The sequence below is a fragment of the Enterococcus montenegrensis genome, from assembly GCF_029983095.1.
Taxonomy (GTDB): Bacteria; Bacillota; Bacilli; order Lactobacillales; family Enterococcaceae; genus Enterococcus_C; species Enterococcus_C montenegrensis.
Genome location: NZ_CP120467.1, coordinates 1,602,312 through 1,618,431 on the forward strand (window position 1 = coordinate 1,602,312; position 16,120 = coordinate 1,618,431).

Genomic DNA, 16,120 nt, shown 5'->3' on the forward strand with positions numbered 1-16,120 from the left:
AAACAAAGCTTGACTAGAAATGTTTATTCACTGTTTGCTTTTTTCCAATAGGCCTACTAACTTTTGCTGCGGTTTCGGGAATACATAGGTGCTAAACTCTTTGATCGGGACAAATCGCCCCCTTAAAGGCTTGGCAAAATTTGATTGGGCTACGCCATAAAAAAGCAATACATGCCATTTTAAATGACTAAAAATATGTTTGATTTCTCCTAAATGTCGTTTTTGCCAAACGACATCTTGCGGCAAGCTGGCTGGTAGCGGCACCTCTTCTGCCACACTAAAAAGATCAATAGGGGTAGCATTTTTTGCAAAGTTTTTTTGTGCCATTTCAAAGTCTTGCCGACTTACTTCAATTAAAGGAAATGTCCACATTTTTGCTAAGAGTCCTTCATCAGGCCGCTGTACTAAAAGATATTCTCCACTATCATTAACAATGGCAACGGCAACGTAATATACGTCTTTTGGTTTAGCAGCTTTAGTTTTAACAGGAAATTTTTCTTGTTGCTGTGTTTTATAGGAAAAGCAAAAGTTTTTTAAAGGACAACTAAGACACTCTGGCTTTTTAGGCGTACAAACCCCTGATCCAAGATCCATCAAAGCCTGATTAAAATCTCCTGGTGCACTGGTTGGGATCAGTTTACGCAAAATTTCATCAAAAATCTTGCGACTAGCTGGTTTGGCAATATCTGAGTCGACACCGTACAAGCGACTGATTACACGCATTGCATTGCCGTCAATTGCCGGTTCTGCTTTTTGAAAAGCGATGCTGGCAATCGCACCGGCGGTATACGGTCCAATTCCTTTTAATGAACGAATAGCTTCAATGTCGCTTGGAAAGACACCGTCAAATTCTGTCATAATTTGTTGGGCCGCGTTTTTTAAATTACGTGCTCTAGAATAATACCCCAGTCCCTCCCAAACTTTTAAAAGTTCTTGTTCATCGCTTTGGGCTAATGCTTTTATTGTGGGATATTTTTTTGTAAACCGATAAAAATAGGCAATTACCGTATCCACTCGGGTCTGTTGCAACATAATTTCTGAAATCCAAATAAAATACGGATCATTTGTCTGCCGCCATGGCAAGTTGCGTCGCTCATTTTCATACCACGAGATAAAGTCTGTTTGAAGCTTTTTTATTTGCTTTTCATTTAAGTACTCATTCTGTCTGCTCATCGATAAACTGCTGAATCTCCTCTAATGCAAAACCCTTTTGATAAAGACTTTGTTTAATTTTTTGATTACGAATGTGGGGCGCTTTATTTTGATGACGCCGCCACAGTTTCTCACCAGCTTTTTTTAGGGCTTCTATTTCTGTTTCTTCATCCATCTCTAATTCTAGACTATCCAATACAGCTGATGCTACATCGCCACTGAAACCTTTTTGTCTTAAGGAAAGCTGTAATTTTTGTTTTGTTTCCTTGAAACTTTTATTGTGGATTTTCTTAAGAGCCTTTTCAGCAGCACGCTGGGCTACTGAAAACTGTATTTTCTCATTATAAAGACTAAGTGCAGCGTCAATTACTTCTGGTTTTAACCCTTTTTGTTGCAACTGCTGTTTTAATACACTGGGACCTTTATCACTTAGTCGCATTTGTGTCCGAACATAACTCTCACCATAGACTTTATCATCGAGCACACTTAAGTCTTTTAAATGACGAATGATTTTTTCTCGATCAAAACTTGGAATTTCACGTTCCTTTAAGTAACTGCGCACTTCTTTTTCAGAACGCAACTGGTAACTAATATAATTTAGCGCAAATTGAACACCGATATCGTAATAGGCATTTTTTTTTATCTCTTCAACATCTTTTTCATCTAATTCCATTCCCTTTAATAAGCGGAATTTGATTAATAAATCTTCTGAGACTCTTAGTGAATTGCCGTCTGATAATTCGACTTCATAAAAACCATGTTTTGCCTTGGCTACTTTTGCAACGGTAAGCATACAGACGCCTCCTCTTTCAATATTTTATCAGGTCAACTCTACAAATTAACAAGCGAATGTACGTTTGTAGTGTATCACAAAATACCGTGGGGCCAAAGCTTTCTGGATTGTTTTGTTTCATGAATTAGTGTGTTAAGATAACTACAGTAAAAACCAACAGAAACGCGGAGCTTATTTTTACCGCTAAAACAAGGAGTCTTTTATGGAACAAGTTGTGAAAAATGGTCAAAAAATCAACGTCACGATTAAGCGTCTAGGCATTAACGGCGAAGGAATTGCATATTTCAGACGTTTAATTATTTTTATCCCCAAAGCTTTACCCGGTGAAAAGATCCAAGCCAAAATTACCAACGTCACTGCAAAGTTTGCTGAAGCGCAGATTATTCAAATAATCAAAAAAAGCCCAGATCGCATTACTGCTCCTTGTGTTTTTTATGATCGTTGTGGCGGCTGTCAATTACAGCACCTATCATATAATAAACAATTAGATTTTAAACGCGATTTATTGCAGCAAGCTTTAACGAAGTTTAAACCAGCTGGCTATAAAAATTACGAGTTAAAAGAAACCATTGGGATGCAAGAGCCATGGCGCTATCGCAATAAAGCACAGTTTCAATTACGTTATAATTTTAAAAAACAAAAAGCAGAGGCTGGTCTTTATGAAACTGCCTCCCATAACTTAGTAGCAATTGATAATTGTATTGTCCAAGAACCAGATACCCAAACACTCATCAATACTGCTGTCCAACTCATTAACAAATATCAAATCCCTATTTATGACGAAAAGAAAAATAGTGGTATTTTAAAAACATTAATGGTACGTAAAGGAATTAAAACTGGCGAAATTCAACTCGTCTTGATTACCCACACGAATAAATTACCCCAAAAAATAGTTTAATTCGCGAATTGACGCAACGTGTGCCCCAAATTGTTTCTATCATGCAAAATGTACAAAATAAGAAGACTTCTTTGGTTATGGGGGATACAACTGAACTCTTATGGGGAAAAGAAAGTATCGCTGAAGCATTAGATGATTTAAAATTTGATTTATCAGCGCGAGCTTTTTTCCAATTAAATCCCTACCAAACAAAAATTTTATACGCTGAAGCCCGGCGTGCTTTAGCACTATCACCGCAAGAAACGTTAGTGGATGCTTATTGCGGTGTAGGAACTATCGGATTATCCATGGCTAAAATCGCCAAAGAAGTCCGGGGCATGGACACCATCCCACAAGCGATTGAAGATGCCAAACGGAATGCCAAACGCTTAGGGGTTACGAACACGCATTATGAAACCGGCACAGCTGAAGAGCTTTTACCAAAATGGTTAAAAGCTGGGTTTCAACCCGATGCAATCGTGGTCGATCCCCCCCGAACTGGATTAGATCAAAAATTATTACGCGCGTTAACACAACAACCAGTAAAAAAACTCGTCTATGTTTCGTGTAATGTTTCGACTCTGGCCAGAGATTTAGTTAGTTTGGCTCAGGTTTATAATATTCATTATTTACAATCTGTCGACATGTTCCCACAAACAGCTCGTTGTGAAGTCGTGGTAAAAATGACAAAAAAATAGCCTTTATCCTAATTGAATAAACAGAATAACCAACCAGAAACTATTTAAAGAAGCGAGACTAAATGTCGTAATCCGAATTTAGTCTCGCTTTTTTTATGCAGAAAAAAAAACCGCCAAAATGACGGTTCTAAAAGTTGATAAAATTATAATTTAACCGGTGTTGCAGTTGCTTGGAGTACTTCGTTTAATTCTTCAATATTTTTACGGCCTTGTGTTTGCATCCATTCTCTAGCTGCATCTTCTCCACCTGTGATAAAAGGTTCTACGCCGTTTGCCCAAGTCGCGCGACCACATAAAACACCGTTAAATGTTGAGCCTGCTTCTTTAGCGAATTTCAATGTTTCTTGGAACAATTCAGCTGTAACACCAGCTGATAAGAAGATAAATGGTAAGTCAGTTGCTTCTGATTGTTCTTTGAAGTAAGCCATAGCTTCTGCTTTTGTATACGCCACTTCACCTTTTGCATAACCTTCTACATAGTTCATATTAACCGGAACTTCCATTTTTAAAACATCAACGCCATAACGTGGTTTTGAAAATTCTTTCATCATTTCGATAACTTTATGTGGTTTTTTAACCGCGTATTCTTTGGTGCTGGCATCCGCATCATTGGCATCATAAGAAACCAATTCCAAGAAGAATGGCAAATCTTCTGCGGCACATTCAGAGCCAATTCGTTCCATGAAGGCTTTCTTTTGATCGTTGATTTCATCACTTTCATCTACATCGTAGTAAAGTAAGAATTTACATGCGTCTGCGCCTGCTTCTTTTAGACGTTTCACTGACCAGATAGACAAAATGTCTGGCAAGCGTCCTGGGGTTGAAGCATCGTAGCCTGTTTTTTCATAGGCCAACAATAACCCTGCGTTTTCGTCGCGAACTTTAGCAGCTGGTAAGCCATATTCTGGGTCTAATAAAATAGATGAAGCATATTGGGTTAATTCAGAAGACACGATTTTTTTGAAGTCTTCGATTTGAACTGCTTGTGCTTGTGTATCTTGGTATTTATTAATCATTTTCTTTAAAGCACCACGTTGGTCGATCGCAAGGGCAGAGATCACACCATTTTTGTCACTTAATTGTTTGATAAAGGCTTTTTTTGCTTCTGTTGTCATTGTATATTCCTCCTAAAATTTTTCTATACTAAAGACACTTTTAATTGATCGAATAATTTTTGATAATTATCCAAATTAACGTGCCCCGTTACAGCTTCTTGCGCATTAAGCATACCCAAAACATTGGCTTTTTTCAAGATATCACTATCTGAATCACCGTTGTTTATTGCAGATGTCAAGCCGGCAACAGTAGAGTCCCCTGAACCAACTGGATTGACAACATCAATTTTTGGAATTTCAACACGATAAAACTTGTCATGATGTTTTGCAAAGGCTCCTTTTGCTCCCATCGAAACAACAATCCATTCAATCCCAGCAAACAATTCATCTTGTAGCGTTTCTTTTAAAGTATCAATATCATCAGGAACTTCTTTTCCTAATAAATCGGCTAACTCTTCTGTATTAGGTTTAATCAATAGTGGTTTTGCGTCACTTTCTAGCACTAATTTTAACGATTCCCCAGAACAGTCTAAAATGACGGGCTTGTTATTTTTGTTACAAATAGCGATCATTTTAGCGTAAAAATCTTTTGGCAAGCCGGCTGGCAAACTGCCAGAAAAAGATAAGATACTGGCTTTATTCACCAAATCAGCAAAATGAGTTAAAAAGACTTCTGCTTCTGCGGCTGAAATAACTGGTCCACTTTCTAAAATCTCTGTTTGCATCCCTTCATGTAAGACGGCAATACAGTTTCTAGTTTCACCATTAATTTGGCTAAAAGAATGGGCAATATTGACCTCATCTAAATCTTTTTTGATACTCTCGCCTAAAAAACCACCTAATAGACCACTGGCTGTGACATCGTCTCCTAGTTGTTTTAAAACGCGGGTTACGTTTAGCCCCTTACCGCCAGCAGTTTTTCTTACGTTTGTTACACGATTGACTGTGTCCAGTTTAAACGTTTCAAGGGGATACGAGATATCAATCGATGGGTTCATCGTAATCGTTACGATCATAGCAATCCCTCCATTTATTTTTTAATCAATTATTAATCGTGATATTCGCCACGATCCCATTTTGCTAAAAATTCATCGAAGTAATGCGCATCTGCTTGTTCTGGTTTTGGTCCTTCAACGGCATTAATTTTTTCAATTAACGCTTTGTTTTCTGGTGTTTCTTTGTATTCTGCTTTAATGAAAGCTTCAATAATATCATTGATTAAAAATTCACCAGTAATTTTTCCACCAAAACCAATTACATTGGCATTTAATTGTTCTTTTGAATAAATGGCAGTCGTCATGTCCCGCACTAGGGCAGCACGTACACCGGGCACTTTATTGACAGAGTTTGTGATCCCAACGCCGGTACCACAAATCGTCACACCAAGGTCTGCAGCCCCGCTTGCTACTGCTTCTCCGACGCGTTTACCGTAAATTGGATAATGGGTCCGGGTAAAATCATACGTGCCACAATCTATTACTTCATAACCTTTACTTTTCAAAAAATCAGAAACTGCGATTTTTGTATCTGTGACAATGTGGTCACAACCAATGGCAATTTTCATTATTCATTCCTCCTTTTACGCCATTTTATTTAACATATCCACGCGAATTTGATGACGGCCACCGTCATAGTGAGCAGATAAAAATTCTTTGACAATATTTTTTGCCAACTCTTCACCGACAATTTCTGAACCAATCGTAATCATACGGGCATTGTTGTGTTCTCTAGTCATGTATGCAGAACGTTCGTCTGAAACTTCTGCAGCGACCATGCCTTTAACTTTTGTGGCTACCATAAAACTCCCCGCACCGTAACCATCAAAAGCAATTCCCATTGAGCCTTCGTTTTCTTTAATATCATTTGCGATAGCTAAAGTTGAATCAATGAAATCTGCGGCTGGTGTTTCTGTTTTATCCACGACTTCAAAACCTTCGCCAACTAAATACTCTTTGATAACATCCTTCAATTTCTTTGCCTGTGCATCTGAACCTAATACAACCCGCATTTTATCTCCCCTTAATGAATAATATTCGTATATTGCCCATAGTGATTTTTTACACTGTCACTAATTGTGTCATCGGTATACAAAGCATTAATTTCTTTCAAACTATAAAAATTATAAAAATCACTATGGTTAAACTTATTCGCATCGGCAACCAAAAATTTTTGTTGGGCTTTGTCTAGCACCAGTTGTTGAAACTTTCCTTCTTCGATACTAAAGGTAGATACATATTCTTCTGTAATACCATTGACACCCACAAATGCTTTTTGAATACTTAATTTTTGGATTGTTTCATTGGCAATGGAGCCAACGAAAGCACCGGTAATATTGCGATATTCTCCCCCGATTAAGTATAAATCATGTTTTTCATTTGCCGTTAACAAATTAAAAACTGGAAGACTATTGGTAATAACGCGTAAATGTTTGGCCGGTAAATATTTTGTCATTAACTCAATTGTCGTACCCGGCCCAAGAAAAATAGTATCATTTTCTTGAATTGCCGCTGCTGCTTGTTGGGCAATATATTCTTTCTCACGACTATGAAGTTGCTTTTTTTCACCGTGGGATAACTCAACTGGACGTTCATTTTCAAAGTCGAGACTTTTAGCGCCCCCGTGAACCCGAATCAATCGGTTTTGAGAAGCCAATTCATCTAAATCACGGCGAATCGTCATATCAGAAACTTTCAATTGTTCCTGAATAAATTTCACCGTCACCACACCATGCACTTCACACAATTCAATAATCGCTTGTTGGCGTTTTGTTTTGAGCATCTCATCACCTTCCTTCGTTATAATAAAACATTTACAAACATTTTTCAACACTTTTATTGGGTTGTTGTTTTATTTTTTGCGTTTATTTTTTATTAAACGGTATCATTTTTGTACAGAAACAAAAAAACAAACACTTGTAGCACTACAAGTGTTTGTTTCAGGCTTTCGTTTTGTCAGCCTTTGATAACAGAAACCTTATCTTCAAAGATTTGACTGCTATTGTATTCGTCTTGATTTGTGATAACAGCACTCACATCTTTTAAGCGATAAAAAGTATAGAAGTCTTCTTTATCAATTTTTGAAGTATCCATTAGTAAATAGCGGGCAAAAGAATTTTGCAATGCGATTAACTGTGTTTGGCCTTCTTCGATGGTAGCTGTCATAATTTTATCTTCTTTTAGTGCGTTACAACTAAAAAAACTCTTATGAAAATGCATGTCAGCTAAAGCGATATTCGCGATTTCACCAAAAAATGACCGCGTGCGCATCCGCATTTCGCCACCAATTAAATATACTTTCAAATTTCCCTGTTTTTTACTAAGTGTTTCAAAAACTGGTAGACAATTTGTAACTACCCGTAGTGAGTTATGCTGAATTAATTGAGCTAAGACTTCGATGGTGGTACCCGGACCTAGAAAAATCGTTTCATCTTCTTTAATTAATTCTAGTGCCTTTTGGGCAATTGCTTTTTTTTCGGTCATATTGATAATTTGTTTATCAGAATGGGATAATTCTTCTTGCCGATAAGTATGAACAGTCTTGGCACCACCATGGACACGTTTTAAACGGCCTTGCTCTTCCAATTCTGTCAAATCTCGCCGCACTGTCATATCTGAGACATTCAAGCGCTCTACAATATCAGCTACCCGAATGGTTCCTTTTTCATCAACTAATGATACGATTGCATTAAAACGTTCTTCTTTTAACATCTGCAATCCCCTTTCCGTAAAACATTACTACTTTTAAATAATATTACGCTATTTTAATTGAGATTGATAGTTTTTATCGCTAAATAATGTGCCGTAATCAAAAAAATCAACAAAGAAACAGTTGAAAAATTTTTAGCAAAAATTTACCACAAATTACTTTTGGCACTAAATTTTTCTTTGCCATTTTTTAGTATAGAAAAAATCTGAACCAAAGGTAGATACCTTTAGTTCAGATTTAATTTAATCAAACATAGAATCAAATAAAGACAATTGATTTTCATCAGGTAAATCTTTTAAAACACCATTTTCAGACATATATTCAATCAAGGTCTTGGATACTTTCCCACGGTTTGCTAAATCTTCTTTGGAAAGAAACGGACCATCTTTACGGGCTTCAACAATTTGTTTGGCTACGTTGATACCCAAACTTGGTACAGCTCGAAATGGTGCAATTAATTTGTTATCTTCAATGACAAAATTCACTGCATCTGATTTATACAAATCAATCATGCCAAATTCTAGGCCACGTTCTAACATCTCATTTGCTAATTCCAAAACGGTCAACATATTCTTTTCTTTAGTGGAGGCTTCCAAACCTTTATCAGTTATCTCTTTCATCCGATCTTTAACAGCGTCTTTTCCTCGGGTCATAGACACTAAGTCAAAGTCATCTGCTCGTACTGAGAAATAGGCACAGTAATATAAAATTGGATAGTAAACTTTGAAGTAAGCTACCCGCAACGCCATCAATACATAAGCTGCCGCATGGGCTTTGGGGAACATGTATTTAATTTTTGAACAAGAATCAATATACCAATCAGGCACGTTATTTTCCCGCATAGCTGCAAGATACGTCTCCCGCAAATCATCAGGAATTTTATTCCATTGTCCTTTACGTACTGTTTCCATAATCTTAAACGCCATACCACTTTCAAGGCCGGCATGCATTAGATAAACCATGATATCATCACGACAACCAATTACCTCTGCTAAAGTTGCTTGCCCTTGACGAATTAATTCTTCTGCATTGCCCAACCAGACATCGGTCCCGTGGGATAGCCCAGAAATTTGTAACAATTCAGCAAAAGTAGCGGGATGCGTTTCTTCTAACATCCCCCGTACAAAACGCGTCCCAAATTCAGGAATACCTAACGTGCCGGTTCGAGAGAAAATTTGTTCCTCTGTCACACCTAAAACATCCGGACCGTCAAAAATGCGCATGACATTTGGATCATCGGTTGGAATTGTTTTAGGATCAATACCAGATAAATCTTGCAACATTCGAATAACAGTAGGATCATCATGGCCGAGAATATCCAGTTTTAAAATATTGTCATGAATGGAGTGAAAATCAAAGTGGGTTGTCTTCCATTCCGCGTTTAAATCATCAGCAGGATATTGAATCGGGGTAAAATCATAAACATCCATATAATCAGGAATTACAATAATCCCCCCCGGATGCTGACCGGTAGTTCGTTTCACACCAGTTGCCCCTTGTGCGAGCCGATCGATTTCAGCCGCCCGCAATTGCATGTTGTGATCTCTTTCATAACCCTTCACAAAACCATAGGCTGTCTTATCAGCTACTGTACCGATTGTACCAGCCCGATAAACATAATCTTCACCAAACAAAACTTTTGTATAATTATGAGCCTCTGGTTGATATTCTCCGGAAAAGTTCAGATCAATATCGGGAACTTTATCTCCTTTAAAACCTAAGAAAGTTTCAAAGGGAATATCATGGCCGTCTTTATTTAGCCGCGTACCACATTTTGGACAAGCTTTTTCCGGCATATCAAAGCCCGAGCCATAGGACCCATCTTCATAAAATTCCGAGTACTGACAATTTGGACAATAATAATGCGGAGCCAAAGGATTTACCTCGGTAATCCCGGTCATAGTGGCAACAAAACTGGAGCCAACCGACCCTCTGGAACCAACCAAATAGCCGTCTTCATTACTTTTATGCACTAATTTTTGTGAAATCAAGTAAATCACGGAAAACCCATTACCGATAATTGATTTCAATTCTTTTTCCAATCGTTTTTCTACAATATCTGGTAAAGGATCCCCATACAATTCCTTGGCGCGATTATAACTTAAATTAGTAATTTCATCTTCTGAACCGGGAATTTTAGGCGTGTAAAGTTTATCTTTGACAGGTATTACTTTTTCACAGGAATCCAATAACTTGTTAGGATTTTCCACCACAATTTCTTTAGCGGTTTCTGGACCTAAAAACTGAAAAGCAGTCAACATTTCATCGGTTGTTCGAAAATGAACGTCTGGCAAACTGTGCCGATTTAACGGATTGGCACCACCTTGTGAGTTGATCAAAATTTTACGGTAAATACCATCTTCTTCATTTAAATAATGGACGTTACCCGTTGCCACAACTGGTTTATCTAGTTCATGCCCAATCGCTACTAAATTGCGGATAATTTCTTCTAAATCAGCTTCGTTTTTAACTAACTCTTGCTCAATCAAAGGAGCATAAACTGCTTTTGGCATGACTTCGATGTAATCGTAAAATTTCGCTCTCTCTTTTGCTTCATCGACACCTTTTTGCATCATCGCAACGAATACTTCGCCTTTATCACAGGCTGTTCCTAGTAGCAAACCTTCTCGTAGTTTTGAAATTTCTGAGCGCGGAATGCGGGGCACACCACCATGAAAATATTTTACATTTCCCATTGAAATTAATTTGAAGAGATTTTTTAGCCCTGCTTGCGTTTGCGCTAAGATAGTTGCATGAAAAGGTCTGGCAGCTTTAAATGAATTCTCTCCACCAACATGCCGGTTTAAATCCTCGTGATAATGCATGTCGTGTTTTTCCATTGCCTCTTTAACAAAAATCCAAGCCAAGTGCCCCGTAGCTTCTGAATCATAAATCGCCCGGTGATGCTGTTCTAAACCAACACCAAATTTTTTCGTTAAAACACCTAAACCAAATCGTTTAAATTCCGGGTACAAATAACGTGCCAACTCTAAGGTATCAATAACTGGATTAACAGCTTCTGGCATCTCTAGGCGTTTATAAGTTGTATTAATAAACCCCATATCAAAAGAAGCATTATGGGCAACCAAAACACTGTCTTTGGCAAACTCCGTAAAGAGTGCCATAACTTCTTTTTCAGGTTTTGATCCTCGTACCATTTCATCGGTGATACCCGTCAAATCTACTGTCGTTTTAGACAAAGGGTGGCCAGGATCAATGAATTCATCAAAAGTAGCAATGACATTTCCCTTGTGCATTTTTACAGCTGCTAATTCAATAATCGTATCATAAACTGCAGATAAACCGGTCGTTTCCACGTCAAAAACAACATAGGTTGCATCGGTTAACGAAACATGGGCTGGATTATAAGCCACCGGTACACCGTCATCCACCACATAGGCTTCCACGCCATATAAAACTTTCACCCCTGCTTTTTCCCCTGCATGATAAGCATCTGGGAATCCTTGGGCACCACCGTGATCGGTAATTGCAATCCCGCGATGGCCCCATTTTCCTGCTTGAGCAACTAAATCAGAGACGCTATTTGTCGCATCCATGGTACTCATATTCGAATGCATATGCAACTCCACACGCTTTTCGTCTTCTGGTGCATAATCTTTACGAGGATCATGCTTGACCTCAGCTATATCTTGGGCGATCATTACCAAATCTCTTTGGAAGGTGTCTTCTTGAATACTCCCTCTAATTTTTAGCCATTTGCCTTTTGTTAAAGCTTCAAAAATTTGTTCATCTTTTTCTCCATTTGAGAATTTTTTTACAATAAAAGAAGACGTATAATCCGTGACTTTTATTGTCAGTAATTTACGTTTTGTACGTAGTTCCCGCACTTCGGCATCAAAAACAAAACCTTCAAAAGTAACGCGTCGTTCTTCTTCAATAATGTTAACCATAGGTGTGATAGGCTCATCACTTGGAATATTGCGGCCTAAAACAAGTGGCCCTGCAGCTGGATTTTTTTCTTGTTTTTTCTTTTGAACATGTATGGCCATATTCTCTTGAGCTTGTTGCATTAATTGCGCATGTTGCACTTCTTGCCTTTGTGCCATTTCTTGCAATGCTTGTGCCCCTTTTGCCTCATCAAAGCGCGGCTCAATGCGAAATTTAGGAAACCCAAAGTCTTGGTAACTCATTTCCATTTTTGGTAAGTATTCACTAGTCAAATAAGAAATTACAGCTTCATTGACTACTGGCAAAATAATTTTGTTGTTTTCTTTAAAGGGCATTTGTCCTTTTACTGCTTGTTCAACCGCTTTAGTACTACAATTTTGCTGCATAGCCAACGTCCAATATTCTTGTAAAAGCGTCTCATCAAATTCATTTTTTGCGGTATTGATATGCAATTTAACTTGTGCAATTTCATTAAAAGCTAATTGCAGTTTTTGCCATATATTTTGATAGAGTGCAGCCGGTAAAAGCTCTGCTATAGATAAAGTGAATTCCCAGACACGCGACTTCCGATGGACGATAACCTCCGTGATTTCGCCGTCTTTTAATAAGGGATGCTGCCTTTGTTCTGGCGCCAAATCGATTTGCTCTAATAAAATTGCAAAACGTTCATTTCCATTTGCCAAAAAATCTTCCCCCTTCTTGCTTAAAGATACCTGAAATAGTATAAGCTATATTTTAAATTATTGCACGAAGTAAAAAACGCCAAACAATTCAAAACTGTTTGGACGTTTTTTTTAAAAGAACCAACGTTGAATATCATTCCAAGTCACAAGTACCATTAACAGTAATAAGAAACCAAAACCAATTAAGGTTAAAATTCCTTCTTTTTCTTGACTTAAGGGTTTTCCTCGTAGTCCTTCGATAACATTCAACACAATTTTTCCACCATCCAAGGCTGGAATAGGCAATAAATTCATTACGCCAAGGTTCATGGAGATAACGGCCATTAAAACCATGACGGTCAGCGGACCTTGCTTCGCAGCTTCAGAAGACATTTGAAACATCGCAACTGGTCCACCCAGTTTATTAATATCTGGTTTAGCAATCAAATTACCTAACGCGCGCAGTAATTGAACTGAACTATTCGCAGCTTGTTTAATGCCTCCTGTGAATTTGCCTAAAAAACTAGTATCCATTGGTACTTGTACCCCAATTCGCACCACTTTTTGTCCGTCAACTTCTTCTTTTTCCGGTTTTACTTGTGTAGTAAATGTTTCATTTTCTCTTTTGACGGTAAAATTCAAAACTGATTTTTTACTGCCTGTAATAGCAGCTGTTAAATCATCCCAAGAAGAAATTTTCTGCCCATCAATACTTTGAATGGCATCGCCTTCTTTTAACTTAGCTGTTTGCGCTGGTGAATTTTCACTAATTGCGCCAATTTTATTTGTATTGGTTATTGCTACGCCCCCTTGAATAAAGGTGATAACAATAAACAAAACAATCGCCAACAAAAAGTTATTCATCGGGCCAGCAAAGTTAGTCAACATGCGCTGCCATAACTTTGCCGATTGAAACTGGACATCTCGCGGTGCAATGCGCACTTCAACACCATCAGATTCTATAATCGTGGCATCGTGCAAAACATCATATGTTACCAATTGGCTCTCATCACCATTTTGATATCCTGAAACGAACAATTTGTCTTCTAAATCAAATTCAGCTAATTCAAAAGGAAAAGCATTTACCAATTGCACTTTACTACTGGTATTGATTTGAGTCACTTCCCCTTTTTCATCTAATACCAAACCAATTGGCATTCCTGGAGTTAATTCTACTTCATCTTCGCCATTGCCAGCCATTCGTACATATCCGCCAATTGGCAATGCCCGCAAGGTAAACGTAGTCCCATCTTTACCTTGATGTCCCCAAATTTTTGGTCCCATTCCAATCGCAAATTCTCGCACTAAAATCCCCGCTCGTTTTGCAAAAAAATAATGACCAAATTCGTGTATAATAACAATTACACTAAACACGATAATAAATGTAATAAGTGTCTTCATGTTCTGTCTTCCCTTCATTCATAGCTTTTTTTACTAAAAAACTACTTACATACGTAAACTGTGCTAGTTTATTTTATCACAGAAATACTGTGGGCAAAATGCCCAATCGCTTTTTGTCATTTTATCCTCTATTTTACAAATCGCAAACTAAAATGTTCCATTAAAATAAAGCAATCTTTAAAAGCCAGGTGTTCTCTGCCTCTTAAAGACTGCTTAAAGTTCATTATTATTTTAAAAGATACCAAACAAATGCATAATTGGAAAAACAAACAATAGGCTGTCGAAACGATCTAAAATACCACCGTGACCCGGTAAAATATTACCTGAATCTTTAACACCAAAATGGCGTTTAACGGCTGACTCTACTAAGTCACCAAATTGTCCCACAATAGAGAAAATTACTGTGAAAATCAAAACAAGCGGTAGCGAGTGTCCAAAATCTTGTTTGCCTTGGAAAATTAAGACATACACAGCGGCAACGAACACTGCTGAAATGATACCACCAAGGGCACCTTCGACAGTTTTATTTGGTGAAATTTCTGGCCATAATTTATTTTTGCCGTATTGACGCCCAACCATATAGGCACCAATATCTGTCGCCCAGACAATTAGTAGTCCGAAGAATAAAATAATGAGGCTCTCCCCTCGGGCACTAACAAAATCTCTAAAACCCATGCCCGCATACAAACTAACTAATACTGGAAAGCCCGCTTCGTCAATCGTGTACATATTTTTAGATACTACAGCAGCACCTAATAAAAGCAGTACCGTCAGATAAAACAGTGAAAAAGTATCTACATTAGCGGGTAAAAAGAAAAACCAACGCTCCTTAGGTAAAACTAGCAAAACTGCACCAATGGCACTTATAATCCCTTCAAAACTGACTATGTTTAACTCTTTCATTCTAAATAATTCATAAACTGCTACTACAGCTAAAACAGCTGCAGTCACTTCGATTGCAATACCGCCGACATAAATAATCGGAATAAATAATGCCAAGGCGACTACTGCTGTGATGACTCGTTGTCTCACAACTACTCCTCCTTTGTTTTCAAAAGTTCCTTTATTTTTTCAAACCACCAAAACGGCGATTGCGATTTTGAAACGAAGCAATCGCCATTTCCAGTAACTCACCATTAAAATCTGGCCACAAAGCATCGGTAAAGAAAAGTTCACTATAGGCAATCTGCCATAATAAGAAATTACTAATCCGCTCTTCACCACTGGTGCGAATCAATAGCTCTGGATCACGCAATTCACTTGGTAAAAATCCTGTCATTAAATGCTCGCTAATAAGAGCTTCAGTAATTTCCTCTTCCTTTGCATCTGTTTTTTTGAGCTCTGTGTAGATATCTTTTACTGCCGTCACAATTTCAGCCCTACTCCCATAGTTCAAAGCGAAATTTAAAACCATGCCGGTATTATCTTTTGTTTGTTCAATTGCCTTCTTGACTGCTTCTTGCGTATGCGCGGGTAAAAATTCCGTATAGCCCATGACATTTACCTTAACATTTTCTTTGATTAATTCTGGCACAAACTTATCAAAAAAATCTACCGGTAATTGCATTAAAAAACTAACTTCTTCTTCTGGTCGTTTCCAATTTTCAGTCGAAAAAGCATAGAGCGTTAACACTTTTATTCCCAAACTAGAAGCGTGCTTGGTAATCGTCTTAACTGTTTCCATCCCTTCTTTATGTCCAGCTACCCGCGGCAAGCGCCGATTTTGTGCCCAGCGACCATTGCCATCCATAATAATCGCAATATGTTTAGGAACAGCTTTGTCACTATCAAAAGTAAACTCTGCTTCTTCTTGCACATATTTATTTTTCTGTGGGAAAAAACGCCACATAAAAAAGCCTCCTAACTAA

General features: G+C 37.9%; 12 protein-coding genes and 1 pseudogene. 1 reads left to right on the forward strand and 12 read right to left on the reverse strand.

The genetic code is table 11. From position 1 onward, the window contains the following. Positions 1–27 precede the first annotated feature (27 nt). Together mutY and recX are read right to left on the reverse strand one after the other, a co-directional pair. Entirely contained in the window at positions 28–1,173 is a 1,146-nt protein-coding gene (gene mutY / locus P3T75_RS07780) for an A/G-specific adenine glycosylase (protein WP_282461267.1), read from the reverse strand. After that, positions 1,157–1,945: a recombination regulator RecX gene (gene recX, locus P3T75_RS07785; RefSeq protein ID WP_282461268.1), complete on the reverse strand. Its 789-nt coding sequence runs from the start codon at positions 1,943–1,945 to the stop codon at positions 1,157–1,159. Before recX ends, mutY begins: the two co-directional genes overlap by 17 nt. Positions 1,946–2,147: 202 nt before the next feature. Between recX and rlmD the strand changes: the two are divergent. Continuing rightward, a pseudogene (gene rlmD, locus P3T75_RS07790) lies at positions 2,148–3,520 on the forward strand (23S rRNA (uracil(1939)-C(5))-methyltransferase RlmD). 143 nt (positions 3,521–3,663) lie between these two features. On the opposite strand, the gene lacD reads toward rlmD, so the two are convergent. From lacD to P3T75_RS07840, 10 genes are all read right to left on the reverse strand, one after another. Next, positions 3,664–4,635 carry a tagatose-bisphosphate aldolase gene (lacD, locus tag P3T75_RS07795; RefSeq protein ID WP_230708532.1) on the reverse strand — a complete coding sequence of 324 codons (972 nt, stop codon included), beginning with the start codon at positions 4,633–4,635 and terminating at the stop codon, positions 3,664–3,666. Positions 4,636–4,658: 23 nt separating this feature from the next. Continuing rightward, positions 4,659–5,591 carry a tagatose-6-phosphate kinase gene (locus tag P3T75_RS07800; protein WP_282461269.1) on the reverse strand — a complete coding sequence of 311 codons (933 nt, stop codon included), beginning with the start codon at positions 5,589–5,591 and terminating at the stop codon, positions 4,659–4,661. 32 nt (positions 5,592–5,623) lie between these two features. Next, positions 5,624–6,139 carry a galactose-6-phosphate isomerase subunit LacB gene (gene lacB, locus P3T75_RS07805; protein ID WP_230711247.1) on the reverse strand — a complete coding sequence of 172 codons (516 nt, stop codon included), beginning with the start codon at positions 6,137–6,139 and terminating at the stop codon, positions 5,624–5,626. 15 nt (positions 6,140–6,154) lie between these two features. Next, positions 6,155–6,583: a galactose-6-phosphate isomerase subunit LacA gene (gene lacA, locus P3T75_RS07810; protein ID WP_206903552.1), complete on the reverse strand. Its 429-nt coding sequence runs from the start codon at positions 6,581–6,583 to the stop codon at positions 6,155–6,157. A gap of 11 nt (positions 6,584–6,594) precedes the next feature. Continuing rightward, a complete protein-coding gene (locus P3T75_RS07815; RefSeq protein WP_282461270.1) occupies positions 6,595–7,353 on the reverse strand; it encodes a DeoR/GlpR family DNA-binding transcription regulator in 759 nt (252 codons plus the stop codon). Between the two features lie 173 nt (positions 7,354–7,526). Further along, positions 7,527–8,282: a DeoR/GlpR family DNA-binding transcription regulator gene (locus P3T75_RS07820; RefSeq protein WP_206905755.1), complete on the reverse strand. Its 756-nt coding sequence runs from the start codon at positions 8,280–8,282 to the stop codon at positions 7,527–7,529. Between the two features lie 240 nt (positions 8,283–8,522). Then, on the reverse strand, positions 8,523–12,872 hold the full coding sequence (locus P3T75_RS07825; RefSeq protein WP_282461271.1) for a PolC-type DNA polymerase III: 4,350 nt from the start codon (positions 12,870–12,872) through the stop codon (positions 8,523–8,525). A gap of 111 nt (positions 12,873–12,983) precedes the next feature. Beyond that, positions 12,984–14,252: an RIP metalloprotease RseP gene (rseP, locus tag P3T75_RS07830; RefSeq protein WP_282461272.1), complete on the reverse strand. Its 1,269-nt coding sequence runs from the start codon at positions 14,250–14,252 to the stop codon at positions 12,984–12,986. A gap of 231 nt (positions 14,253–14,483) precedes the next feature. Continuing rightward, positions 14,484–15,284 carry a phosphatidate cytidylyltransferase gene (locus tag P3T75_RS07835; protein ID WP_282461273.1) on the reverse strand — a complete coding sequence of 267 codons (801 nt, stop codon included), beginning with the start codon at positions 15,282–15,284 and terminating at the stop codon, positions 14,484–14,486. Between the two features lie 31 nt (positions 15,285–15,315). Next, on the reverse strand, positions 15,316–16,101 hold the full coding sequence (locus P3T75_RS07840) for an isoprenyl transferase (protein ID WP_282461274.1): 786 nt from the start codon (positions 16,099–16,101) through the stop codon (positions 15,316–15,318). Between the last annotated feature and the right edge of the window lie 19 nt (positions 16,102–16,120).